We start from the raw sequence: 23,648 nt of genomic DNA, 5'->3' as shown, positions 1-23,648 counted from the left end.
TATAAACTAATTAAAGGATAAAAAATATAAATTCAAACCTTATCAACAACGCAAATTGAAACTTGATCTCTTCCGTTGCGCTTACATTTATATAGCTGTTCGTCGGCAATGGTAATCATTTGCTCTAAGCTCAGCTGTACAGGGGGCAAAATGGTACAAACGCCTATACTCACCGTAAATGTAAGGTATGTTTGTGAGGCCTCATCATATATTGAAATAGAGCGTGTTTTTTGATGGATTTCATTCACTATATCGTGCTGTGCGGTGATATCTTCTCCCGAAATATATACCACAAACTCTTCGCCGCCGTATCGTCCAATTATGTCGGTGTCACGCTTGCAGTACTCTTTCATTAATTCAGAAAACGCAACTAAGCATTTGTCTCCCAAAGGATGCCCGTATGTGTCATTAATCGTTTTAAAATTATCTAAATCTAATATAAGTAAAGAAAACGCTTTCTCAAGCCTGTAGTTGGTCTTAATAGCTGCACTGGCCAATTCAGAAAAGCCGGTGCGATTAAATAAGCCTGTTAGGCTATCTTTGCGAGCCTGCTCAGCCAGTTGTAGATTAAGTTGTTCCAGTTCATCAGTCTTTTCTTCTACCTTTGCGTTTAATCTGTCTTCAAAGTTTTTCATCAAATAGCTAGAACGTTTTAGTTTTCTCGCCATGCTGGAAATCTCTACGCTGGTAGATTGAGATTGTAGTTGCGCATTAGTAAACGTTTGCTCATCTTCAAGTAAAGAAACCAGTGGTGCTGTAATTCTATTTGAAAGACGATAAGCGAATAGTAAGAAGCACGTGAACGTTAAACCTATACCTATAGCGACATATATTGTCTGATTGCGAATAGATTGTGAAATGAACGCCCCGTCATTTAGAACATATATATGCCAGCCCTGTTGGTTAACACTTTGGCCAAATATGTACTGTTTATTATTATGGTCTAATAAGGGAAGGTCATTTAGCAACTTACTTTGCTTTACTTTATAACTAAACTTTTCCAGTAGAGTATTCATATTTTCGTTGTTAGAGAACAAAATTTTGTGGTTTTTATCTGTAATTATAACAATGTTTTGTTCACTAATGCTGTCAAGGTTAGCGGTGAGTGGGTTTACCGACGATAAGTTTATTGTGCCGAGTAATATGCCAGAAAATTTCTCTGCTCGGTAAACTGGCGCGGAAAAGACAACCATTGCCGCACGAATAATGCCTTTACTTAACATACCTTGAGAGACATAAGTGGCATCCAACTTCTTAGCTTGGTGAAAATAGTCTCTATCAAGCACCGACAGCTGCTCTTTAGGTAGTGTAGTCAATAAATTATTAAATTTAATTGGAGCGAAAAACGTAAGTTGCCCCAAAGCATCAGAGGTAGTGATATTAAAAAATGAGGGATGCATTTTTTGTGTCTTGGTAATTAACGACTGCGTATGTTCAACAGACTCGTTATCAGATATAGAATTGGCAAGTTGCTCAATAATCGTGGTGTGTTTCAAAATATAGTTATCAGTATACAGACTCATAATCTGAGAGGTGCTATAAAGCTTATGTTTCATAGAGACTTGTGTGGATTCAACTGATTGCGTCATAAATAAAAAACTAGAAATCAACAGTGGCAGCACCAAAGTTGACGCACATACCGCAAAGATTTTTGCAGACAAGCGCTGTTGTTTATTATTACGTTCCTCAATAAGAGACACGGGTATAATGGCTACTAAGGTAACCGCTATAGCTGCGTTTAAAATACCGTTAAACACGCTTTTAGTTGTTAGCACAATGCTTGCACCAGGCAAATCGAATATGTGCAAGTGATAAAAAAGTAACGCTAAAGGGCCACCCAGTAACAGCCAAAATAGAAATGAAGCCAATAACATCATAATGCCGCGCGCAACCAGCACTTGAATAAATGCAAATTGACCGGCTGTTAGGGCAATTAAAAGAGGATCTACGCCTTGAATATGGAGGCTAAATAAGCAAGCAAAAGCAATAGAAATAACATAGGGAAAAGGCAGAATTAACATGCCGATAAATACAAAGGTTGAACCGAAAAAGAGGTAAGTGTCGCCAATTGCCGCCACTGTTAAGAAAAGGTTAATCGCTACCGTAAGCACTGATAATAAGAGGCTTATTTGCACGTATTCTGAGGTAGTAGGATTTACCTTTCTCATTCAATTGCATCTTTGCTCAACCGGTCTTGTATGTTACACCCTTTTAATAAATTATCGAATTTATTTTATTGCGCCCCTCGCGCTTACTCAAGTATAGTTGCTCGTCGGCTTTTTGAAGCATGTCATCATATTCAAGATCGTAGCTATTTGATAAGCTGCATATGCCAGCACTGACGGTCATATTTACGCGGCTAGCATTGTGTTTAAATGATAACGATTCAATGTGATTTTTAATCATTTTTATGCGTTTGGCATGCTCGTCAATTTCCCCCCCTGAAAGCAGTATAATAAATTCTTCGCCGCCATAGCGGCCAATAATATCGGTGTCGCGTTTGCAGTGATGTTGAATAGTTTTAGCCACTGCAATAATGCATTTGTCACCAAAAGGGTGGCCGTGAGTGTCATTTATGGCTTTAAAATGGTCAATATCAATTAATACTAAAGAGATATTTATTTTGTGACGCACACAGTTTCGATATAAACCTAGTGCTAAACGATTAAAACCAGCTCTATTGTATAGCTGCGTTAATGAGTCTTTTTGTGCTAAAGAATAAAGCTCTTGGTTGAGCTGTTTCAGCTGTTTCGTTTTATTGTTTACTTGTTCTGAAAGCTGCTGCTGAAAGTTACTCATCACTTTATGAGAATCAAGCAAACGATGCGTTAGAGTAAGCATTTCGGAACTTACCTGTGACTCTTCTAAAGGATAATCGTCATCTTCAGATACGGGGAAATGCTCTGCAATATCAACAAGAGGTTGAGTAATCTTTCTAGCTAAAGTGTTAGCTATAAACGCAAATGCCGCTAACATAAAAAATGTAGCAACAACGAGCAAAAATAGAAAATCAAAGATAACAGAAGTGATTTTCTTAGGCGAGGTTAATATGGTTATTGTCCAATTTTGCTCAGTCTGGCTTTGGCTATAAAGAAATTGTTGCTGGTTTATTTCTAAAATCGGTAGTGTTTGAACAAGCGGATTTTCTATTATTTTGACGTCAAAATTTGACAACAGGGGCAAGCTTAAATCATGAGAACGGCTTACGATCCTCCCGTTAGTATCGGTAATCACAAACGAGTAATTAGTATCAACTCGCGCCTGATTAAATGCGTTAAAAGTATCAAGCAAAATGGCACCTTGTACAAGTCCATCGAATTGACCATTATTAAATAATGGCGCCAAAATACTGAATGAATATACCTCGCCCATTTTTCTGTTAACAACGGCTTCTGACACTATTGGTTCAAGAGAGTTTTGTGCTTCTTGAAAATAAGCAAGTTCACGAACCGTTGTTATGTTTGCTTCAAATAATTTACGTTTAAATGTGCTGGGCACTGCTTGCAAAATACGCCCAAATTCGTCAGTAACAAAAAGGCTCTCAAACAAGGGGTAGTGGTTATTTGTAGCATTTAATAAAGGCTGTACTTGTATTGATTTACTCGCCTGCATAATACTCGCAAGAGTATTAATTGCATTTAAATGCCGACTAATTTCAAGGTTGTTCAAAACTCGTGCTTGCTCGGATGTGCTTTTTAAGCTCTTCGCTATTATTTGTTCGTTGCTACTGGTGGTTTGCCAAATAAAAAATGAGGCAACAACCATAGATGGAAGCGTAACGGTAATCATGCAAAGTGAAAATATTAAAGAGGCCAAGCGAGGGGGCTTCTTAGAATAATTTGTGTATAACAGATTTCGCGGAAGAAACCAGCATACAACAGAGGCAAATGACAAACATATTAGCCCATTGATACCGCGAGTAATACTATTGATAAAAAGAAACTCTGCTGAATCAAAACTGCTTATAGCATGCAAAGTGAATATTAGAGGAATGCCAATTATCAACCAGTATAAAGACGCCGATTGAAATAAGAAAAACCCGCGCCTCATCAACATATGAACCACAAACATTTCTAACATGAAAATGACAATTAAATATGCATCTTGACCATATATCGCGGCGCTTATAGAGCTTATAAATGCCGTTATAATAGCCGCATTCAAACCTCGTGTAGCTAAACAAATTAAAACTAAAACTGGGCCAAAAAATAAAGTAAAACTGGCATAGAGTGATATGTGCAGAAAGGCATTGATTAGGGCAGCAAGAATACCAAGGTTGATTCCATACAATAAATTAGGCACAGCAAAAAAAGGAATAACATCTTCTTTTTGTTTTGTAGCGTTACTATGCTGTATTTGTACCATGAAATCACTCAACAGATATTGGCAACGCCAATAGAGTAGACCTTATAATTATTGTATTTGTGTTAATACATTTAAATATGCTTGAATTTGCTTTTTATGCGGCACTTAACGGGGAATACGAATATCTATGCATACAACAATAAATCCACAGAACAAGTCAATACTTTACTAATCGGATCAGTGTATCAATGTTTTGTGAAAAATTACATGTTTTGCTATCAATAGTGAGTAAATTGTTAAATTATAAATTTACTCACACTTGCTTAATGTATAAACCTTAGGCGAAAAAAAACCTCCGTGAAGGAGGTTTTTTAATTACTTAAACGTTATTTTTTATGCTTTACACTAGCAATGCTTGCATCTTTGTGAGCAACAATGTTTATTGTCATTGTGCGTGCGTCAAAAGTAACTGACGCTAATGCGCGGTCATTTACGTTTGTTGCTTCTTCAACTACTGCTTTTTCTGCTTTTTGAAAAACTAAGGTAGATTCAATATTCTGACTCATACATTCGCTATTAATTTCGAATGTTTTTTTATCCATACATGTAAACGTCTTAGTTTCACCGGTGTTAGCAGAGGCTGCAAATGTGCTCAGGGAAATAAGACCTAATATTAGGGCTGATAACTGCTTCATAAGTTTTCCTCGGTGATTAACTTGAGATAAGTATATTTTAAAATAACCTAACAGTCAAGTTGCTATCACCCAAATATTACACTTGTATGACAGTTACTTGTATATTTAATGAAATGTCGCGATTATTGATGTTTCTAGTTTAAAAAACACACATATCACTGATATTTATATGAATTTAAAATATTCAGTTCATATTTTGTATAATATTTATAGTGTTAGGAATAATAAACGAGCAAATAAATCGCATAGGAAAGAGGTTTTGGGTATTTTTTTTAATACCAAATATGATTTTACATAAGTATCGTGGCATTATTTAGCAATAAAACAAAAAAGGGCGCTTCATAAGCACCCTTTGTACACTAAATATGTTTAATGAAAACGTTATGTCGTTATATACCGTCACCGTCACCAAATTCATGTAAGCCACATTCACGTTTCAAACCAAAGAATCGAGTATCCTGTTCGCTCATGCCATCTTCTAGTTTACTAGTAGTATGCCAATCGCCAATGGATACATAGCCTTGTTCCCATAAGGGGTGATAAGGCAAGTTATGTTTTTTCATATACTGGTAAAGGTCACGATTGTTTTGATCGACAATAGGGTGAACTTTAAATTGTTTACCTTGCACTTGAACAACGTCTAGTTTTGCTCGACTATCTGATTGTGAATGCCTTAACCCAGCAAACCAAGTGCTGGCACCCAAATCGTTCAATGCGCGCTTCATAGGCTCAACTTTATTCAACTTGTTATATTGCGCAATACCATCAAGGCCTTGTTCCCATAGCTTGCCGTATTTAGCTTCCTGCCAAGCAGCACTAATAGGAGCATGGTAAACATGTAGATTCAGATTAAGTTGTTCTTTTAAGCTGTCTATAAACTGATATGTTTCAGGAAATAAATAGCCCGTGTCAGTTAAGATTACCGGAATACCCGGTGCAACATCAGTTAACAAATGAAGCATAACCGCAGACTGCGCGCCGAAACTGGATGACACAACATGTGTACCGGGTAAGTTTTGCATTGCCCATTCCACTCTTTGATGTGGTGTCAAATCCACTAGGGTTTGACTAACGTCGGCAATAGCATCTTTCCCGTCATCAATGCTCAATACATTGCTCTGGGCAAGTTTATGCATAAAAATCCTTAGCAGAATCAACTACTGGGGCAATTACGCCTACACGAATTACAAAATCTCCGAAGCTTTCAGATGCTTCGCGCTCTTTAGCCCAGCGGCCAATTAGTTCATCTAATATTGCCATTATTTCAGTATCTAAGATGTTTTCTTTATACATCTTAGGAATACGCGTACCTTCACGATTACCGCCTAAATGAAGGTTATACTTGTTGGGGCCCTTACCGACTAGACCAATTTCCGCTAACATTGCTCGTCCACACCCATTTGGACAACCGGTAATGCGATAAATAATACTTTCGTTTTCTAAGCCATGCTTAGACAGTATCGCTTCAAGCTCAGTTACCGCACTTGGCAAATAGCGTTCAGCTTCGGCCATAGCTAATGGGCACGTGGGTAAGGCAACACAAGCCATCGAGTCTTTGCGTTGATTTGAGGTATCTGCCTCCATCAAGCCATGTTTAATAGCCAGTGATTCAATAATCTCTTTTTGATCGCTTGAAACGCCTGCAACAATTAAGTTCTGATTAGCCGTTAATCTGAAGTCGCCTTGGTGAATCTTCGCTATTTCAGCACAACCTGTTTTTAAGGTTTTACCTGGGTAATCGAGTATGCGCCCGTTCTCTATAAATAAAGTGAGATGATGCTTGCCATCAATGCCTTCTACCCAGCCGAATCTATCTCCGCGGCTGGTGAATTCATAGGGTTTGCTTTGTCCAAATTTAACCTTAGCGCGCGACTCTACTTCTTCTTTAAACGTATCAACACCCACACGTTCTAGTGTGTACTTTGTTTTAGCATTTTTACGATTAACACGGTTACCCCAATCACGTTGGGTTGATACTACCGCTGCAGCAACGTCAAGTGTCTTATCTAAAGGAATGAAACCAAAGTCGTCTGCTTTACGAGGGAAGGTAGAATGGTCACCATGAGTCATAGCAAGGCCGCCACCTACTAAAACATTGAAACCTATAAGCTTGTTATTTTCAGCTATCGCAACAAAGTTCAGATCATTGGCATGCACGTCAATATCATTGTGCGGTGGTATAACAACGGTCGTTTTGAATTTTCTGGGTAAATAGTTATCGCCTAAAATAGGCTCTTCTTCTTCAGTGGATTCAACTTTTTCACCGTCTAGCCAAATTTCAGCATAGGCATTGGTTTTAGGTAATAAGTGCTCACTGATCTTAACTGCCCAGTCCCACGCCTCTTTATGTAACTCTGACTCAACCGGATTAGAAGTACACAGTACGTTTCTGTTAACGTCACCTGCGGTCGCAATTGAATCTATACCGGTTGAATGCAACGTTTGATGCATTAATTTCACATTAGGTTTTAACACGCCATGAAACTGGAAAGTTTGGCGCGTCGTTAAACGTATACTGCCGTATATGGTTTTGTCAGTAGCGAATTTGTCAATTACTAACCATTGCTCTGGCGTAATAACGCCACCAGGCAAACGCGCACGCAGCATTACATTATGCAAAGGTTCAAGCTTTTGCTTGGCGCGCTCGGCTCTGATGTCACGGTCATCTTGTTGATACATGCCATGAAAACGAATTAATTGGAAGTTATCGGCAACAAACCCGCCGGTAATATCATTTGATAAGTCTTCAACAATTGTGCCGCGTAAATGATTACTTTGTGCTTTTAAGCGTTCATTATCAGATAGTTTGCCTTCTACAACTTTCACTTTATCACTCATTAGTAAACATCCTTCTGGTAACGCTTAGCTTTGCGCAAATCAACCAAATACTGCTTCGCTGTAGCTTCGTCTTTATTGCCGTGGGTTTGAATTATATGCAGCAGCGCGTTTTCTACATCTTTGGCCATACGCATAGCGTCACCGCACACATAAAAATAAGCGCCTTTTTCTAACCATTCAAATACTGCTTGACCATTTTCTATTAAACGGTCTTGAACATATATTTTTTGTGCTTGGTCGCGTGAAAACGCAAGGCTAAGTTTGGTAAGTAAACCGCTTTTCACATAAGACTGCCATTCCACTTGATACAAGAAATCTTGCGTAAAGCTAGGGTTGCCAAAAAACAGCCAATTTTGACCTTCAGCTTCACTCGCTTCGCGTTCTTGCATAAACGCTCTAAATGGGGCAATCCCTGTACCTGGCCCAACCATAATAATAGGTGTATTTGTATCACTTGGTAATCTAAAGTTGTCATTGCTTTCAACGAATACTTTAACCGTGTCACCTTCTTCTAGGCGGGTAGACAAGAAACCAGAAGCGCCGCCTTGATGATCTTGTTCAAATGCAGAGTATTTAACGTGTGCTACGGTTAAATGTACTTCATCTTCTACCTCTGACTGGCTCGAAGCTATAGAATATAGGCGTGGTGAAATAGGGCGCAGTGCATCTACAAGAGCTTGTGCGCTTAGTGCATTGGGAAATTGCTCTACTATATTAACAATTTGGCGTTCTTCCAAAAATGTACGAAGTGCGGCTTTGTCTGCTAATAAGGCTTTTAAGCCCTCATCCTGACTTGCTTCTTGATACGCTTTAACAAAACCTGGGTAGCTTAAGGTAAGTTCAAGCTTTTCTGACAAGGCATCACTTAGCGTAAAGCTTTCGCCTTTGATGGTAACTGAATCAGTGGCCGTAGTTTGCGTTGCCGCAAGAATACGAGCTACTACACTAGCATCATTAGTAAAGTAAACACCCAAAGCATCACCTACTTGGTATTGCAAACCAGAGTCTTCTAATGATATTTCTATATGTTGGATATCTTTTATCGAATCGCGCCCGGTAATCTTTTGTGCTGACAACAAGGTAGCTGAAAATGGATTTTGTTTATTGTATTGACTAGTCGCAAGGGTGTTCGCTGCACTCGCAACGGGCACTTGAGTGGTTTGCACACTTTGCAAGGCGTCAACTAAGGTTTTACTAATGGTGTCTGACCAAGCCGCAATATCATCAGCATAGTCAACATCACAATCTAAGCGAGGTGCAATTGCTTGAGCACCTTGTGCAGCAAAGCGCGTATCAAAATCTTTGGCTGTTTGGCAGAAAAATTCATAGCTTGTATCGCCTAAGCCTACTACTGCATACTGCAAATTAGCTAGCTTAGGTGCCTTTTTACTGCCTAAGAACTCGTGTAGTTCAATAGCATCATCAGGAGCATCGCCCTCTCCGTGGGTGCTTACAAAAACAACCACATGGGTTTCATCTTTAATTTTACGCGGTTTGTAGTCAGCCATGTTAATGACATTGGCGCGTAAACCTTGGCTGGTGAGTTTCTCACCAAAAGCAATAGCTTCGTGTTTGGCATTTCCCGTTTGAGAGCCAAATAAAATGCTTATGCTAGCTTGAGGAGCACTTGACGGAGCTGCACTTTGTGCGGCCGCAGTACCTGATTGCTGTGAAGCTGCCATACCGGCTAAGTAGCCGCTTGCCCACACCAGTTGTTCTTTGTTATAGCCTGAAATCGCTTGTGTTAGCTGTGAAAGTTGCATTTCACTTAACGCTGGCGAAAAAGGATTGCTGTTATTTTGACTCATATAAACCACTGCCCTTACTAATATGCTGTAAGGATAGCGGCTTATTACAATAACTTGAAAGAATAAAAACTAATTTTTTATTCAGTTTAGTGCTGAATGAATTTTAGAAATCGAATTCTAGTCCAATGAACACACCGTCAAATTCTAAATCAGCGTAAACATCGTCTAAATCATTTACCTCTAAAGAGGTATTGCGATAGCCTGCTTGAAGCGTTAAATCAAGGGCTAAGCTTTCTACAAAGCTATATGTTAATGCTACTTGGTAATCAGTAAACGAGTCATCGTCAATAGACAGAAAGCTTCCTTCTGCATACAAACCAAGGCCTGTTAACGGCAATCCAACCTGCACTTTACCGTAGGCCATAGGAATAAATCCGTCAAAACTTTCACTTCCAGTATTGCCATTTTGGTCTACAACAACAAAGTCACCCTCAATTTGTTTAGCTGACACACCTAAGTCAATACTCACAATGTCGGTGTCTAAAATTTCGTAATAAAGAATATAATCAGTGGCGGTGATATCTACGGTAGTATCTAACTCTGAATTAATTAAATATACTTCGCCACCAAAGGTGAATTGCGTATCAACTACCGTGCTTCCTGTTGTATCTAATGTAGTACGGGCCAGTTTTATGTTCGGAATTAACGGGATAGGGTGTTCTAGCGCAGCATAAAAACTACTGTTGGTTTCTTCGTCAAACTCAAATTCTGCAATAGATTCGTTTTGTGCAAATCCACCTGTTGCGCCCATATTCCATGCTTGAGCACCAATATAACCGCCCAGTATAGTGTCTGCATTAGCTGTGGAGCTTAATATTGCTGCACAAGCCAGTGCACTAAGTTTACATGTGTGTGTCATAAATTAACCTTGGTTGAGAAGTTCAGATAATTCGATTAACGCAGCATTGGCTCGTGATATATAGTTGGCCATTACCAATGAGTGGTTTGCTAAAAAGCCAAAGCCACTGCCATTTAAAATCATAGGACTAAATATAGGTTCTTGCGTAGCCTCTAATTCACGAATAATTTGTTGTAAACTCACCGTTGCATTCTTTTTCTTTAGCACGTCAGAGAAGTCAGCTTCTATTGCTTTTAAGAAATGCAACAAAGCCCAGCTTGAACCGCGAGCTTCGTAAAAGTTGTTGTCTAACTTAAACCAACTAGTTTTATTAACAACAATCGGTGACTCCGGCGACGAATCTTTCGCAGTATTATCACCAGCCAAATTGGTATTTATCACTTCCGTACCTACGCTGGCACTTAATTTTTGTGACAAACTTCCTAAGCGTTTCTCGACTTGTTTTAAATAATCTCTTAGGTTATCGGCACGCGCGTAAAATTGATTATCACTAGATGACGCATTGCCTAATTGATTTCTGTATACGATTAATTGTTCAATCGCGTTTTCATACTGTCCTTCACTTGAAGGTAATATCCAGCGATTATTGTCAAAGTTAAGATTAGGCTGTGCTTTAAGTAAAGCAGCGTTATCTATAGATTGTGATTGAGAGCGGCTAAAATCTTTGCGCATTGCCAGGGCTAAATCGCGACTCATTTCAAGTACACCAAATTCCCAACTAGGAATATTATCCATAAAGATGCCAGGAGGAGTCACATCGTTGGTGAGGTAGCCGCCTGGTTTGTGCAGCATTTCATCTAACACTTTAATTAATGTGTTTGTTGTAGTGTAGCCGGTAACTACGCGCTGTTTATTATCTTCGGCAGTCACACGAGCATTTTCCTTAACATTAAAAATGCTAGGCTCAAAACTCCACCAAAAACCTAGTATGCAGAATATAATGAAGAGGGCGGCTATAACCGCGCTGATGCTTTTAGTTGTGAAAATAGAGCTCATGTTAGTCCTTTTAACCAATAAATTGATAGCAGCTGAAATATCAGGCAATGTACTAGCTATAGTGTAACCGTGCTTAGGAGGTGTTCGCAATCGTTATTACGGTTCTTTATGTCAGTGCTTGTATAAATGACGAAAAGACGTAGATGACCTCAGCATATAATTACATATTAAGGTGCTACATTAAGCTTGTTATTTGTAACTTAAAAGCAGTACCGCTAAAACATAAGCAAGTGCTATAGCAAAAGGAACGATTAAGAATGCTGCTACAGCCACGCCGCGTACTATCCATTCATTAATATCTAAGTATTTGGCAAGTCCCGCGCATACGCCTGATACTTTTGCATTGCGAGGGTCTCTAAATAAGCGTTTTTCATTAATTACTGTTTTCATTATGTCATTCCTTAAAATGATAAATTTATTATTTATGGGCACTTAATTTGTTTAAGTACGAATACAACATAAATATAGCGGCGCCACCAAAATAAAATAAGACGGGTGATAAGACCAAACTGAATAAATTTATTTGTGCTAGCATCTTGCTAATCCTTAAGCGTATAAAGTTAAATTAAAGAGCGACTTTAACTTAGTCGTCGCTCACTTCATTTTCGTTTGCATCGGATTCAGATTTTTCTTCATCATCTTCACTTTCAATATCAACTAAAACCAAATCAACAATGTTAACCTTGTTTGCTGGAACAGGTTCTGGATCAAAAGACACCATGTTGCTCGCAGTTAGCAATGATTTTTCAATCTGAATATCAATGTCGTTTGATACCTCATTCAATGCACTTTTTACGTAGCTAGTAACAATTTGTTCGAGCGCTGATTCTTGCGCGTTAGCTTGAGTGGAAATTGCGCAAGCAGACACTAAAAATAAAGCAGCGATAGTTTGATTAAGTTTCATAATATTTTCCTAAAGTATGTAGTATTTTAAGGTTTTGCTTACGACTTCTGAAAACCTGCGCTGCAATATGCAGACACACTTAAGCTATAGCCAAACTCGTGCCAAAATAACAACTATTGAAAATATTCTTTAGAATCAGTCGCTTGCGCGGGGTGGGTTTCGATTTTTTGATATTGGCTAAGGAAAGGGATATATGTAGTGGTGTTTTTCACCACTACACTTAGCCGGATAGACTAATTATTAGCGTTTAAGTTCAGTCAACAGACTAAAGCTTACTGAATGGCATTTTTGGCAGTGTGCTCGCGCGCTTTTTTTTGAGCAATTTGTACTTCTTCAAATGCCTCTAGTAGTAAATTCGGGTTGTTGGTACCGCCAGTGCCATTTTGGCTTAAATAGCGCCGCCATATTTTTCCTCCCGCTTGGCTTTGAAATAAACCCAACATGTGCCGCGCAATATGCCAAACACGAGCTCCTTTTGCGTATTCTTGCGCCACGTATTCGTGCATTTTATGTATGACGTGTTCTCTGCTCACTGCGACGGCAGGAATTTCATAAATGGCAGAATCAACTTCGCTTAAAATATATGGGTTGGCGTAGACTTCTCTGCCCATCATCACGCCATCAACATGTTTTAAATGTTCTTTTGCTTGGTCTAGGCTGGTAATACCGCCATTAATACTAATAAGCAAATTAGGGTTGTCTTGCTTCAAACCATATACTCTTTCGTAATTTAACGGTGGAATGTCGCGATTTTGTTTCGGGCTTAGGCCTTGCAGCCAAGCTTTGCGTGCATGAACAATAAAGTGTTCGCATCCAGCCTCGGCATTTGGCAATATAAAATCAGACAAGCCCTTATCATCGTCCATGTCGTCAATACCTATACGGCATTTAACCGTTACCGGAATATCTACTTCTTTGCGCATTGCCCTTAAGCATTGCGCGACCACATCGGGTGCGGCCATTAAGCACGCACCAAAGCTACCATTTTTAACACGATCTGACGGGCAGCCTACATTAATATTTATTTCGTCATACCCTTTTGCCTGGGCAATTGAAGCGCACTTCGCCATATCTTCAACATTGCTGCCACCAAGTTGCAACACCACTGGATGCTCTTGTTCATTAAAGCCTAGGTAATCACCTTTGCCATAAATAATAGCTCCGGTGGTGACCATTTCTGTATACAGCACAGTGTGCTGCGAAAGCTGTCTTAAAAAGAAGCGGCAATGGCGGTCGGTCCAATCAAGCATTGGCGCGACTGAGAAGCGGTGGTCTAGGGAATTGTTGGTCAAAGTAGCTGAGTCTCTTAATATTAATACATCTTAAATTAGCCACCAATTATAACATTTCAGTGCCAAAATAAAAAAGAAACCTGTATTGATAAATTCAAACTCAATGGGGCATCAACAGGGTATCTAATTATTAATCTTCTTTATTAGGCACGTACCAAGTTTTGAGTTTATCGAGTAGCTCAATAATATTAATGGGTTTACTTAAGTAATCGTCCATCCCCGCGTTTATGCATTTGTCTTCATCGCCTAGCATTGCGTCAGCTGTTACGGCAATAATAGGCACGTTTTTATAAACATCACCTGCTTCACCTTGACGAATTAAATGCGTGCATTCAAAACCGTCCATTACAGGCATGTTGCAATCTAATAAAATCAGGTCAATTATGCGCTTCTTATGTTTGCTCTGGCGTTTTAACAGGTCTATTGTTTCTCTTCCATCTTTGCACACAAAGGTGCTTTCAACAGTATCAGTAAGTAAGCCTTTTAATACTTCAATATTTATATCGTTGTCATCAACGATGAGTACACAGGCTTTTGAAAGAAAATGGTTTTCAGGTGTTGTTAAGCTGGTGGGGTGCTCTAATTTTTCAATTGTTACGAGCTTGTCAGCTTCAATTTGATTCTGAAAACTTCTATATAGGAAAGGCCTAATTAGAGGGTGTATGTTTTCATCACGTAGGCTTTCAATCTCTTCATTATTTGATGAGTCAACAAGAGTAAAAACCTTTTGTTTGGGAAGGGGATACTGAGCGGGTAACTCAGTATGTTTTTGATCAATGATAATAATGTCTATATTACTAGAAAGAGTGAGCCAAACTTCGTATCCCTTAGATTCTAAAATGCTGGATATAACGGCTTGTTCTTTTGTGTCATGCAACGCTAAATAAACTCTGTTGGATATTACATCCACATCTTTGTTGTTGGTGACTTCTTTTTGCTGCTCTACAATAGCGTTAAAATAAAAGGTGCTTCCCTGGTCTTTAATCGACTCAAACCACACATCGCCATGCATTAAATTACAAATTTGTTTACTTACCGAAAGGCCTAAGCCTGTTCCGCCGAAGTTACTGCTAGTGTCACTTGTTTCTTGGGCAAAGGCATTAAATAGCAAAGCTTGGTTTTCTTTTGCAATCCCAATACCTGTATCACTAATACTGCACTTAATTTCAATCGAATTTGGACCATATTCAGGCTTCAACGCAGTTAATATACGAATAAAAATTTCACCCTTGCGAGTAAATTTCTCAGCATTACCAAATATATTGTTTATGATCTGTGTGATTCTGTGTTTATCACCTAGCAAATATGCAAATTCAAGCTCTGAGGTATCTACATATACTTTCAAACCTTTCTGTTGTGCGCGAACAGAAATTGGCGCAATAGCCGTTTCAAATTCAGCAAGCATGTCGAAAGGTTTTTTATTTAATGACATTTTGCCCGCTTCAATTTTGGACAAATCTAAAATGTCGTTGATCAACGCATTCAAACTGCCAATGCTAGATTGGGTCATAGATAAATAACTAAGTTGAAGAGGACTAAGCTTTTCTTTTTTAATTAATTGTAAGGTGCCTAAAATACCGTTTAATGGCGTTCGCATTTCATGGCTTACGTTTGATATAAACGAGCTTTTTAAGGTATTTGCTTGTTCAGCTTGCTCCTTCGCGAGCACCAACTCTTTGGTACGCTCAAATACTTGGGCTTCAAGCTGCTCATTGCTCTCTTCAATTGAGCGTCTTACTTTAACTTGTTCAGTAATGTCACGCATAACAATCGCAGTGCCGGTGACTAAGTTAGTACTAGTAAGAATATGTGAAAACACCACTTCTAAGATTAAGCTGCTGTCGCTGCTAATATACTCGGTAGTAAAGCGCTTGTTTGACAGCTTAGATTGTTCTACGAACTCACTTAGCTCGAGGGAAAATTTCGTTTCTGGAAAGGTCAATATTTCCTCTATTGGCTTACCAACGGCCATCGCTCTAGAACAATCAAAAAATTGCTCCGAGGCATTGTTCCAACTTGTGATTACGCTATTTAAGTTAATACTAATAATGGCTTCATTAACGCCATCAATAATGGCGCTATGCTCAGCGCGCGCTTTTGCGAGCAACAGCGTCCTTCTAAAATAGTTATTAAAAAACATAAACAATAACAATACTATTAGCGTTAGTAAGGCTGTTAGACTGAAGGTATTAATGCGGCTGTTTATTATGCTGGCGTTCACTATAGCGGTATCAACCGAAATAATTATAGTGAGTGGTCGAGTCCATTCATTCTTTCCTACAAGATTGGTTGCTTCTTTATATAAAAATTCGTGATTTAAGCTTTTAGGCCTAGAGGCTCTGGCAAATGGTGGGTAAGGTGAACGCAAGGGGGTATATAGATCGTCCCAAGTGCGGTTTGCGTCAAGCTCGTGTGAAAATGCTACCCCGTTTTGAGGGTGAATCAGAAATTGTTTTTCTTCATTCAATAAATAAAGCTTCAGCGGGTCTGGAACCCTTTCAGACAAATTATTAAGCATATTTCCAGCGTTAATATTTAACAGCAGTATTCCTACTTTTTCACCCTTGTGATTCACCAACTGCATGGCAAGACGAAAAGTGGGTTTTAAGGGGTACTGTATTTCGCCGTTCTCTCTATTTAAATTAATTTGTGAGAAATAAATTTCATTTTGCGCTATTTCTGTTGTCTCAATGAAATAAGCGCGAGCACTTTTATCTTGTAAGTTATTATTTGACACTTGAACTATCTGATCGGCATTTCTCTCCATTCTAACGACCTCTTGGCCGGTCTTAAAATGCAAAATTCTGGCTTGGTCAATTACGTCGTATTCATGCATGAGCGCACGAAAAGTTGCGCTTACATCCTCAATCCCCGATAAATCAGCATTTATGGGAGGGGTATCAAGAGGGTAGTTGTTTACAAAATTTTGAATAGCAGCAGTATTTCTTAAATAACGAATACGCTTCTCAAACTCCACTATATCGGACTGAATATACTCGTTTGTATTAACAATATTTTGATGGATATTGTCATCAAATGTTGCAAGCACGTTTTTTGAAACGCGCTCGTCTATATACAAAGAAGCCGTCACCATTGCCACAATCAGAAAAATCGAACTGTATGCTGCAGGGTGTTTGCTGATACTCAATATTCGTTTGTTCATGGCTGTATTATAGGCCTTTTAAAACACGCGGTTTAATCCGTTTAACGCTGCTACTCTGTAAGCCTCAGCCATGGTTGGATAATTAAATGTGGTATTCACAAAATACTCGATGTTATTTGCCTCTGCGTCTTGCTGCATAATGGCTTGTCCAATATGCACAATTTCCGAGGCTCTTTCACCAAAACAATGAATACCTAATAACTGCTTAGTTTCTCTGTGGAACAATAACTTTAAACTTCCTACGCTGGTATCGGCAATTTGCGCTCTAGCTAAATGCTTAAATTGGGCTCTGCCTACCTCATATGGTACCTTTGCTTGCGTTAATTCTTGCTCGGTTTTACCAACTGAACTAATTTCCGGGATGGTGTAAATCCCAGTAGGAATATCTTCAATCAAGGTTTTATGACATTCACCTTTTAGCATAGCTTCTGCTGCAAAGCGGCCTTGATTATATGCGGCTGAGGCTAAACTAGGATAGCCCACAACATCCCCCACTGCGTATATATTATCTATGTCAGTTTTATAGTTTTGGTTCACCTTAAGCAAACCGCGGCCATCAGCTTTTAACTCTATATTCTTTAAGTTAAGCATGTCGGTATTACCGGTTCGCCCATTTGCAAATAACAAGCAGTCGGCGCGCATTTTCTTGCCTGACTTCAAATTCATAATAACGTGATTATCGTGGCCCTCAACGCTTTCGTACTCTTCGTTATGACGAATAACTACGCCACTGTTCCAAAGGTGATAACTTAAGGCATCTGAAATTTCGGCGTCCAAGAATGACAGCAAGCGGTCACGCATGTTAACTAAATCTACTTTAATGCCAAGCCCACGGAAAATAGATGCATACTCACTACCTATTACCCCTGCACCATAAACAATAATTGTTTTAGGCTGGAAATCCATTGACAAAATTGTGTCACTATTGAATATACGTGGGTGGTTAAAATCAATATCTTTGGGTGTGTAAGGCCTAGAGCCGGTGGCTAAGACAATTTGTTTCGCTCTAATTTCATCTACGGAACCGTCGGGTTTTTGAATATTAAGGGTGTGTTTATCTATAAAACTTGCTTCACCATTAATCACATTCACTTCATTTCGGTCGTAAAATGAGGCGCGTAAACTCGACTGCTTACGTACTACGCCACTTGCATGTTGCATAATATCTACAAACCTTAAGCTTCGCGAGTTGTTATTGTCGGCAAATAAGGGATTGGCATTGTATTCAACAAGTCGGCTCACTGAATGCCTTAGTGCTTTTGATGGGATAGTTCCCCAATGAGTACACCCGCCGCCTACCGAAGAATAGCGCTCAACAACGCCTACCGTTTTACCAGCCTTGGCCAGCTGCATTGCCACGCCTTCACCGGCAGGTCCTGTTCCAATAATGATGGCGTCATAATCATAAGCATTCTTACTTTTTCTATGTGGCATAAATGGCGCTCCGGGGCGTTTTAATTTTAAGAAATTGTTTTATAAATAGATAATACAAAAAAGGATGCTAAACGCATCCTTTTTTTTTAAAATGTATCCATACTATACGCTTATCGGCTCTAAATAGTATGAGTAAAGAGATTGCCATCTTTCTTTTTGTAAATTGAAAGATTGTTTTAACTCTTTATATTTAAAATTGAGTTCTAAGCATTCGTAACTAGCCTGCAATTTTTCTTTCTTCATAGCCATAACAGCTTTTCTAGTCTTATAATACTCTGCCATTTTGCTCACCAGCAAATCATATTCGTCTTGTATTTTTGCTGTTATTTCTTCTGCGTTAGGCAAATCTACCAGCGACGTTTTTGCATTTTTAAGTTGCATTTGTAAACGCGCCTTTTCTATTCTTTCTTCAGGGGTGGTACGTAGCTTTTTTGTAAGCCCTAAGTACGACAAACCTTTAATTAGCCATTTAGTTGGATCATATTGCCACCAGCGAATACCGTTTCGATAATCATATTCAAAAATGTGGTGATAGTTATGATAGCCCTCACCAAAGGTGAATAAAGCAATAACGCCATTATCTCTAGCGGTGTTGGTATCCGTATAAGGGCGCGAGCCCCAAATGTGCGCTAAAGAATTGATGAAAAAGGTAACATGGTGAACTGCAACTAAGCGAGCCACGCCGGCTACCAAGATCATGCCTATAATGTCACCATTTAACCATCCTAAAAAGCCAGTGATACCAAAGTTGGCTACTAAAATAATAGGTACGTAATAATTATGCTGCCACATAACTACTTTGTCTTTTTGTAAATCTTTGCAGTTTGAGTAATCGTCATATCGATGAGCTTGATATTCTCTTAACATCCATCCCATGTGCGAAAACCAAAACCCGCGTTTGGCTGAATATGGGTCAGCGTCATTAACATCAACGTGGCGGTGATGTACTCGGTGATCACTTGACCAGTGCAAAATACTGTTTTGTACAGCCATCGCACCGCCAATAGCAAGAATAACTCTTACAACAGGGTGTGCTTCGTAGGTTTTGTGTGACCAAAGGCGATGATAACCTGCAGTAATCGACATGCCGGTGAAGAAAAAAAGCGCTATTGCAACATTTACTTCAGTCCAGCCAATTGATGCATAAACTGCCCACAAAGGGACACCAATTAATGCAACAGCTGTGGTTAGAACAAATATTGAAATATTAAGCGGTATTAAAGGGGGTTTTTTCACTACAATTTACTCATTACAATTGGCTTACTATAAATAACTGAAAATTTCAGCGTACAACTGTGCGCTAATTTAACTTTTCACACTATTAAGTGCAAGAAATATATTGCAGTTACCAAAACAATTGTGTCAACATTCTGTTATGAATCGTCAACAACAAAAACTTCAAACTCGGCAACGCATTATAAATGCGGCTTTTGCTTTGCTTGATGATAATAAAAGCTTTACATCTATAAGTTTGCGCGAAGTGGCTAGAGCCGCAAACATTGCACCCACATCTTTTTATCGGCACTTCTCTAGCATAAATGAGCTAGGACTCACTTTAGTTGATGAGTCAGGTTTAGCGTTACGCCAGTTAATGCGTCAAGCCAGGCAGCGTTTGGCCGGTGGTGGCAGCCTAATTGATATATCGGTAAATACATTTATGGAGTTTATTTTACAAAACCCAAATGTTTTTCGCTTATTACTACGCGAGCATACCGGGACCTCTTCATCCTTTAGAGCGGCAGTTACGCGAGAAATTCAACATTTTACAGAAGAATTAAGTGATTATTTAGAAGTACAAGTCAAAATTCCCACCACGGTAGCTAATTTACAGGCCGAGGCAATGGTAAAATTGGTCTTCAGTGCAGGAGCTGAAGCGCTAGATGCTGACACTGAAAATATTGAAAAGATTGCACAACGCGTAAAAATTCAGCTTCGTCTTATTCAGTACGGTGCTGAGCGTTACGCGCTTGAAAAGCTAAACGCTTAATTATCGCCTTTTAAGGATAAGCCCAGATTCAATATGCTCGGTAAATGGGAATTGATCAAATAAAGCTGCGTGAACAACTTTGTGGGTCTTGTTTAAGGTGTTAAGATTTTCAATTAAAGTGCTAGGGTTACACGATACATAAATAATAACGTCGAATCGGCTTATCAAATCTAGCGTTCCATCATCTAAACCTGCTCGCGGAGGGTCAACCAACACGGTTTTAAAATCATAATCGTCTAAGCGTATATCTGCCAAACGATTAAATTCCCTTGTTTTGTTGTATGCTTCAACAAACTCCTCACTACTTAGGCGCGCAATCTTTAAATTACTAATATTGTTGTTAGTAATGTTTTCTTGCGCTGCATTTACAGAAGTCTTAGAAATTTCAGTTGCTAATACATTTCTAAAGTAATGGCTTAACGGCACCGAGAAATTGCCTGCCCCACAATATAACTCTAGTAAATCGGAGTTTTTAGATTCACCGTTTTTACTTACCCATTCAATCATATCGATATTAATAGCAGCGTTCGGCTGCGTGAAGCTATTTTCGACTTGTTTAAATGTATAGTGCTGTTGATTGATTTTAAGCGCTTCATTTATATAATCGCGGTTTATAAGTCGTTTTACTTTGCGAGCGCGGCCAATAATGTCTACATTTGCGCAGTTACTTAGTGATTCACTAAGTGCTGACTTTAGTTTGAGTGCACATGCTTCCCATTCATCGCTCAGCACTTTGTGATAAAGCATGCTAATTACAATCTCTCCTGATGTAGATGACAAATAGTCAACTTGGAATAATTTAGCACGAAGCTCTTTCGCTTCGTCAGTGCCTAAATTTAAAAATGCCATAACAGATTGCATTGCATTGTTAATTAAAATACTAGCTGCGGGTAACTGGTCAACGCGATACTGTTGCTTGGTCGATTGGTCAAACATAATATGATAAGTAGCGGGCCCGTCATGCCAAACTCTAAATTCAGCGCGCATTCTATAATGCTTTTCTGGCGATGAATAAGCGTCTAACTCACCATTGAAGAAGGGGGATAGCAAATTTTTTAAAAAATTTTGCTTATAAGTGAATTGCTCGTTATAGCTCATGCTTGAAAGGTCTATTTTTTCAACTGGCTGATTATTCAATGTATTATCGGTAGAAATGCTATCGCTCATGCTTGTCTCATTTAGTGTGATAAGCTCAATTTTAACGATTCCTAAAAATTTACCAACTCTTTATTAAAGAAAATTTCATAAGTTGCCGATATATTCTGTGAGGATAGTGAGGTATCTTTTATGAATACAGTACAAGTTTCTACAAATACGCCGGTTAAACAGCCCGGTTCGGCATCTAATATGCCTAAAGACTTAGATAAACTAGTAACTTCAGAAACTAGCAATGTTGCGGTCAGTAAAGAACAATTTAACGTTCTTTCTGCAAATGATGCTGTTGTTGCAAAAGTATTATCGTTATCAATAAATAAAAACGTCGACCAAAGCGTGAGTACAGCTGTTGGTGTTAGCAAGCGCAGTGATGAAAAAACGCTTAGTGAAAAATTTGAAGCGGCTCAAGCGCAAGATTCTGCTGTGTTTGATATAGAAACGGTAACAAACAACGTCGTGAATTTTGTAGGCAATGCATTAAGTAACATGGCATCTAATGGTTTTGACGCGGATCAAATTAGCTACTACCGAGATCAAGCCATTCAAGGTGTGAACGTAGGTATTGATCAGGCAAAATTAGAGTTGGTTGGCATTGCGGATGACGACTTATATGAATCAATTGATAAAACAAGAGACTCTATAGTGGGTGGGATTTTAGATCTCCCAACTGATCCTGCAGAATATGCGGCAAGCGTTGAGGATTCTAAAACGGTGGCTCGCGGTACCCAAAATAGTTATGCAGCAGTAGACATTAAAAGTAATAACAACACATCTGTTAAGCTGAATTTTGATTCATTGGCATTTAATACTGCAAAAGAAACCAATGAAGGTAGATCCATATACACCAGTAATGCTTCAAATATCTCTTTTTCTATTGAAGCCGAATTTGCTCAAGGTGAAGCGAGTGCGATTGCTAATTTAGTAAATAGCGTTGATAGCTTAGCAAACCAATTTTATAGAAAAGATGTAGAAGGCGCTTATAGCAAATCTCAGGACTTAGGTTATAACCAAAGTGAAATTGTTAATTTAGCTAAGCAACTTAATCAAAAAGAAAATGCTTCTTCAGTTAGAGCTTATGGACAGATTCAGCACATTCAAGAAAATTCTAACGAAATTGATGAGGTAGCGCCTAAAACAGTAGCTGAATATTTAAACAAGTATTTTGATGTTATTGAATCGAGTAAAAGTACTTTAAGCGAAGAAGAAGATTTTAATAAGATAATAAATGGCATTGTTAACCAAATGGAAGATGTGCAAGTACCTGATTTGCTCACAGCGATTAATAGATTTCACGCTTTCAATAGTAAATTTACTGGCTAATAAGTTCGCATAGATCAGAACGCTGTTAATAAAAAGGCCCAAAACACCTTGTGTTTTGGGCCTTTAATTTTTTACGTATCTAATTAATGTTGCTTCTCATTTGCCGGGCGAACAATAATACTACGTTCCATAAACTCAGTTTCGTTCATCTTATTGATAAACGTACTTTCATCGCTTTGACTTACTTCAACAAAACCAAAGCCCTTGCGTCTACCGGTTTTTTTATCTTTAACCAAACGAACTGATTTAACAGTGCCTACGGTTTCAAAATATTCTTGCACCAACTTTTCGTTAGCTTTGTAAGCTAAGTTACCTACATATAATGTAGCAATACCGGACTCGTTGGCAGAAGAACTAGATTTAGATTGCGTAGAAGCTGCGCTAGTGCCAGGCGCACTTTCAGATTTGTTTTGAATTGCTATCGATATTAAGTAAAGAGTGAGGGTAGTGATAACTGAAAAAACACTGGGGAGTATTACAAGTAAATTTGCATTACTTTGGAATTGGCTTGCAACTACATAAGCCAATACTGCGACAATTAGCGTGACTATTAGTGCAGCGCCAGATTTTAAACTTAACATAAGAAAACCTTATTATATTTTTTAGAATAGAGAATGTGTATCCAATTGCTATATTAATGCCTTATAAGAATATAGCCAGTAGAAGATGTAAAAAAAATGTCACAAACTATGCATTTTATGCATTTTTAGACCTTTGGCTAGTTTTTCGGCATGTAAGCACTAAATTACATCTTTTTTTAAATTAAGGCTTGACCTAAATCCTCATGCATGTAGAATGCGCGCTCGCTTCAAGGAGACATCAACAAAGCCTTTAAACAAGCTGAGTTGAGCCGCCAAGAAGCAGTCAGGTAAGGTGTCATTTAGATGACACA

At 38.7% G+C, this 23,648-nt stretch carries 18 protein-coding genes; 2 read left to right on the top strand and 16 right to left on the bottom strand.

The window, feature by feature from the left end; translation table 11 throughout:
* Positions 1 to 32 precede the first annotated feature (32 nt).
* From ACOI22_RS16820 to ACOI22_RS16755, 14 genes are all read right to left on the bottom strand, one after another.
* Positions 33 to 2,168: a sensor domain-containing diguanylate cyclase gene (locus tag ACOI22_RS16820; RefSeq protein WP_420673302.1), complete on the bottom strand. Its 2,136-nt coding sequence runs from the start codon at positions 2,166 to 2,168 to the stop codon at positions 33 to 35.
* A 43-nt stretch (positions 2,169 to 2,211) separates the two neighbouring features.
* A complete protein-coding gene (locus ACOI22_RS16815; RefSeq protein ID WP_420673301.1) occupies positions 2,212 to 4,365 on the bottom strand; it encodes a diguanylate cyclase in 2,154 nt (717 codons plus the stop codon).
* Between the two features lie 326 nt (positions 4,366 to 4,691).
* Positions 4,692 to 5,000 carry a pyridine nucleotide transhydrogenase gene (locus ACOI22_RS16810; RefSeq protein WP_420673300.1) on the bottom strand — a complete coding sequence of 103 codons (309 nt, stop codon included), beginning with the start codon at positions 4,998 to 5,000 and terminating at the stop codon, positions 4,692 to 4,694.
* Between the two features lie 389 nt (positions 5,001 to 5,389).
* A complete protein-coding gene (locus ACOI22_RS16805; protein ID WP_420673299.1) occupies positions 5,390 to 6,136 on the bottom strand; it encodes a phosphoadenylyl-sulfate reductase in 747 nt (248 codons plus the stop codon).
* Positions 6,129 to 7,838: an assimilatory sulfite reductase (NADPH) hemoprotein subunit gene (gene cysI / locus ACOI22_RS16800; RefSeq protein ID WP_420673298.1), complete on the bottom strand. Its 1,710-nt coding sequence runs from the start codon at positions 7,836 to 7,838 to the stop codon at positions 6,129 to 6,131. Before cysI ends, ACOI22_RS16805 begins: the two co-directional genes overlap by 8 nt.
* Complete coding sequence (locus ACOI22_RS16795; protein ID WP_420673297.1) at positions 7,838 to 9,646, bottom strand: assimilatory sulfite reductase (NADPH) flavoprotein subunit; 1,809 nt, start codon at positions 9,644 to 9,646, stop codon at positions 7,838 to 7,840. Before ACOI22_RS16795 ends, cysI begins: the two co-directional genes overlap by 1 nt.
* A gap of 103 nt (positions 9,647 to 9,749) precedes the next feature.
* Positions 9,750 to 10,505 (bottom strand): TIGR04219 family outer membrane beta-barrel protein, encoded by a 756-nt coding sequence (locus ACOI22_RS16790; protein ID WP_420673296.1) that lies wholly within the window; start codon positions 10,503 to 10,505, stop codon positions 9,750 to 9,752.
* Positions 10,506 to 10,508: 3 nt separating this feature from the next.
* A complete protein-coding gene (locus tag ACOI22_RS16785; RefSeq protein WP_420673295.1) occupies positions 10,509 to 11,501 on the bottom strand; it encodes a DUF2333 family protein in 993 nt (330 codons plus the stop codon).
* A 189-nt stretch (positions 11,502 to 11,690) separates the two neighbouring features.
* Complete coding sequence (locus ACOI22_RS16780) at positions 11,691 to 11,891, bottom strand: PspC domain-containing protein (RefSeq protein ID WP_420673294.1); 201 nt, start codon at positions 11,889 to 11,891, stop codon at positions 11,691 to 11,693.
* Between the two features lie 193 nt (positions 11,892 to 12,084).
* Positions 12,085 to 12,405, bottom strand: a complete 321-nt coding sequence (locus ACOI22_RS16775; RefSeq protein WP_420673293.1) for a hypothetical protein — start codon at positions 12,403 to 12,405, stop codon at positions 12,085 to 12,087.
* Positions 12,406 to 12,677: 272 nt separating this feature from the next.
* The gene (gene dusA, locus ACOI22_RS16770) at positions 12,678 to 13,655 is read right to left on the bottom strand and encodes a tRNA dihydrouridine(20/20a) synthase DusA (RefSeq protein ID WP_420673399.1); all 978 of its coding nucleotides are present in this window, start codon (positions 13,653 to 13,655) and stop codon (positions 12,678 to 12,680) included.
* Between the two features lie 172 nt (positions 13,656 to 13,827).
* Positions 13,828 to 16,860: a response regulator gene (locus ACOI22_RS16765; protein ID WP_420673292.1), complete on the bottom strand. Its 3,033-nt coding sequence runs from the start codon at positions 16,858 to 16,860 to the stop codon at positions 13,828 to 13,830.
* Between the two features lie 18 nt (positions 16,861 to 16,878).
* Positions 16,879 to 18,294: a Si-specific NAD(P)(+) transhydrogenase gene (gene sthA / locus ACOI22_RS16760; protein ID WP_420673291.1), complete on the bottom strand. Its 1,416-nt coding sequence runs from the start codon at positions 18,292 to 18,294 to the stop codon at positions 16,879 to 16,881.
* 102 nt (positions 18,295 to 18,396) lie between these two features.
* The gene (locus ACOI22_RS16755) at positions 18,397 to 19,530 is read right to left on the bottom strand and encodes an acyl-CoA desaturase (RefSeq protein WP_420673290.1); all 1,134 of its coding nucleotides are present in this window, start codon (positions 19,528 to 19,530) and stop codon (positions 18,397 to 18,399) included.
* A 139-nt stretch (positions 19,531 to 19,669) separates the two neighbouring features.
* On the opposite strand from ACOI22_RS16755, the gene fabR reads away from it, so the two are divergent.
* Positions 19,670 to 20,281, top strand: coding sequence for an HTH-type transcriptional repressor FabR (gene fabR / locus ACOI22_RS16750; protein WP_420673289.1), 612 nt, complete (start codon positions 19,670 to 19,672; stop codon positions 20,279 to 20,281).
* Here the strand turns inward: fabR and trmA are convergent, their stop codons facing one another.
* On the bottom strand, positions 20,282 to 21,448 hold the full coding sequence (trmA, locus tag ACOI22_RS16745) for a tRNA (uridine(54)-C5)-methyltransferase TrmA (protein ID WP_420673288.1): 1,167 nt from the start codon (positions 21,446 to 21,448) through the stop codon (positions 20,282 to 20,284).
* Positions 21,449 to 21,568: 120 nt separating this feature from the next.
* On the opposite strand from trmA, the gene ACOI22_RS16740 reads away from it, so the two are divergent.
* Positions 21,569 to 22,756, top strand: coding sequence for a DUF5610 domain-containing protein (locus tag ACOI22_RS16740; protein WP_420673287.1), 1,188 nt, complete (start codon positions 21,569 to 21,571; stop codon positions 22,754 to 22,756).
* 83 nt (positions 22,757 to 22,839) lie between these two features.
* Here ACOI22_RS16740 and ACOI22_RS16735 read toward each other — a convergent pair whose 3' ends face one another.
* The gene (locus ACOI22_RS16735; protein ID WP_420673286.1) at positions 22,840 to 23,337 is read right to left on the bottom strand and encodes an RNA recognition motif domain-containing protein; all 498 of its coding nucleotides are present in this window, start codon (positions 23,335 to 23,337) and stop codon (positions 22,840 to 22,842) included.
* Between the last annotated feature and the right edge of the window lie 311 nt (positions 23,338 to 23,648).

It is taken from the genome of Glaciecola sp. 2405UD65-10 (assembly GCF_048820975.1).
GTDB lineage: Bacteria > Pseudomonadota > Gammaproteobacteria > Enterobacterales > Alteromonadaceae > Glaciecola.
This window is presented reverse-complemented; position numbering and strand designations above follow the sequence as displayed.

Bases quoted from the DNA above. Each gene is read 5' to 3' on its own strand.
- ACOI22_RS16780 (WP_420673294.1), bottom strand. From the start codon at position 11,891: ATGAAAACAGTAATTAATGAAAAACGCTTATTTAGAGACCCTCGCAAT.
- ACOI22_RS16785 (WP_420673295.1), bottom strand. From the start codon at position 11,501: ATGAGCTCTATTTTCACAACTAAAAGCATCAGCGCGGTTATAGCCGCC.
- ACOI22_RS16765 (WP_420673292.1), bottom strand. From the start codon at position 16,860: ATGAACAAACGAATATTGAGTATCAGCAAACACCCTGCAGCATACAGT.
- fabR (WP_420673289.1), top strand. From the start codon at position 19,670: ATGAATCGTCAACAACAAAAACTTCAAACTCGGCAACGCATTATAAAT.
- ACOI22_RS16735 (WP_420673286.1), bottom strand. From the start codon at position 23,337: ATGTTAAGTTTAAAATCTGGCGCTGCACTAATAGTCACGCTAATTGTC.
- cysI (WP_420673298.1), bottom strand. From the start codon at position 7,838: ATGAGTGATAAAGTGAAAGTTGTAGAAGGCAAACTATCTGATAATGAA.
- sthA (WP_420673291.1), bottom strand. From the start codon at position 18,294: ATGCCACATAGAAAAAGTAAGAATGCTTATGATTATGACGCCATCATT.
- ACOI22_RS16820 (WP_420673302.1), bottom strand. From the start codon at position 2,168: ATGAGAAAGGTAAATCCTACTACCTCAGAATACGTGCAAATAAGCCTC.
- ACOI22_RS16815 (WP_420673301.1), bottom strand. From the start codon at position 4,365: ATGGTACAAATACAGCATAGTAACGCTACAAAACAAAAAGAAGATGTT.
- ACOI22_RS16805 (WP_420673299.1), bottom strand. From the start codon at position 6,136: ATGCATAAACTTGCCCAGAGCAATGTATTGAGCATTGATGACGGGAAA.
- trmA (WP_420673288.1), bottom strand. From the start codon at position 21,448: ATGAGCGATAGCATTTCTACCGATAATACATTGAATAATCAGCCAGTT.
- ACOI22_RS16795 (WP_420673297.1), bottom strand. From the start codon at position 9,646: ATGAGTCAAAATAACAGCAATCCTTTTTCGCCAGCGTTAAGTGAAATG.
- ACOI22_RS16740 (WP_420673287.1), top strand. From the start codon at position 21,569: ATGAATACAGTACAAGTTTCTACAAATACGCCGGTTAAACAGCCCGGT.
- dusA (WP_420673399.1), bottom strand. From the start codon at position 13,655: ATGCTTGATTGGACCGACCGCCATTGCCGCTTCTTTTTAAGACAGCTT.
- ACOI22_RS16775 (WP_420673293.1), bottom strand. From the start codon at position 12,405: ATGAAACTTAATCAAACTATCGCTGCTTTATTTTTAGTGTCTGCTTGC.
- ACOI22_RS16810 (WP_420673300.1), bottom strand. From the start codon at position 5,000: ATGAAGCAGTTATCAGCCCTAATATTAGGTCTTATTTCCCTGAGCACA.
- ACOI22_RS16790 (WP_420673296.1), bottom strand. From the start codon at position 10,505: ATGACACACACATGTAAACTTAGTGCACTGGCTTGTGCAGCAATATTA.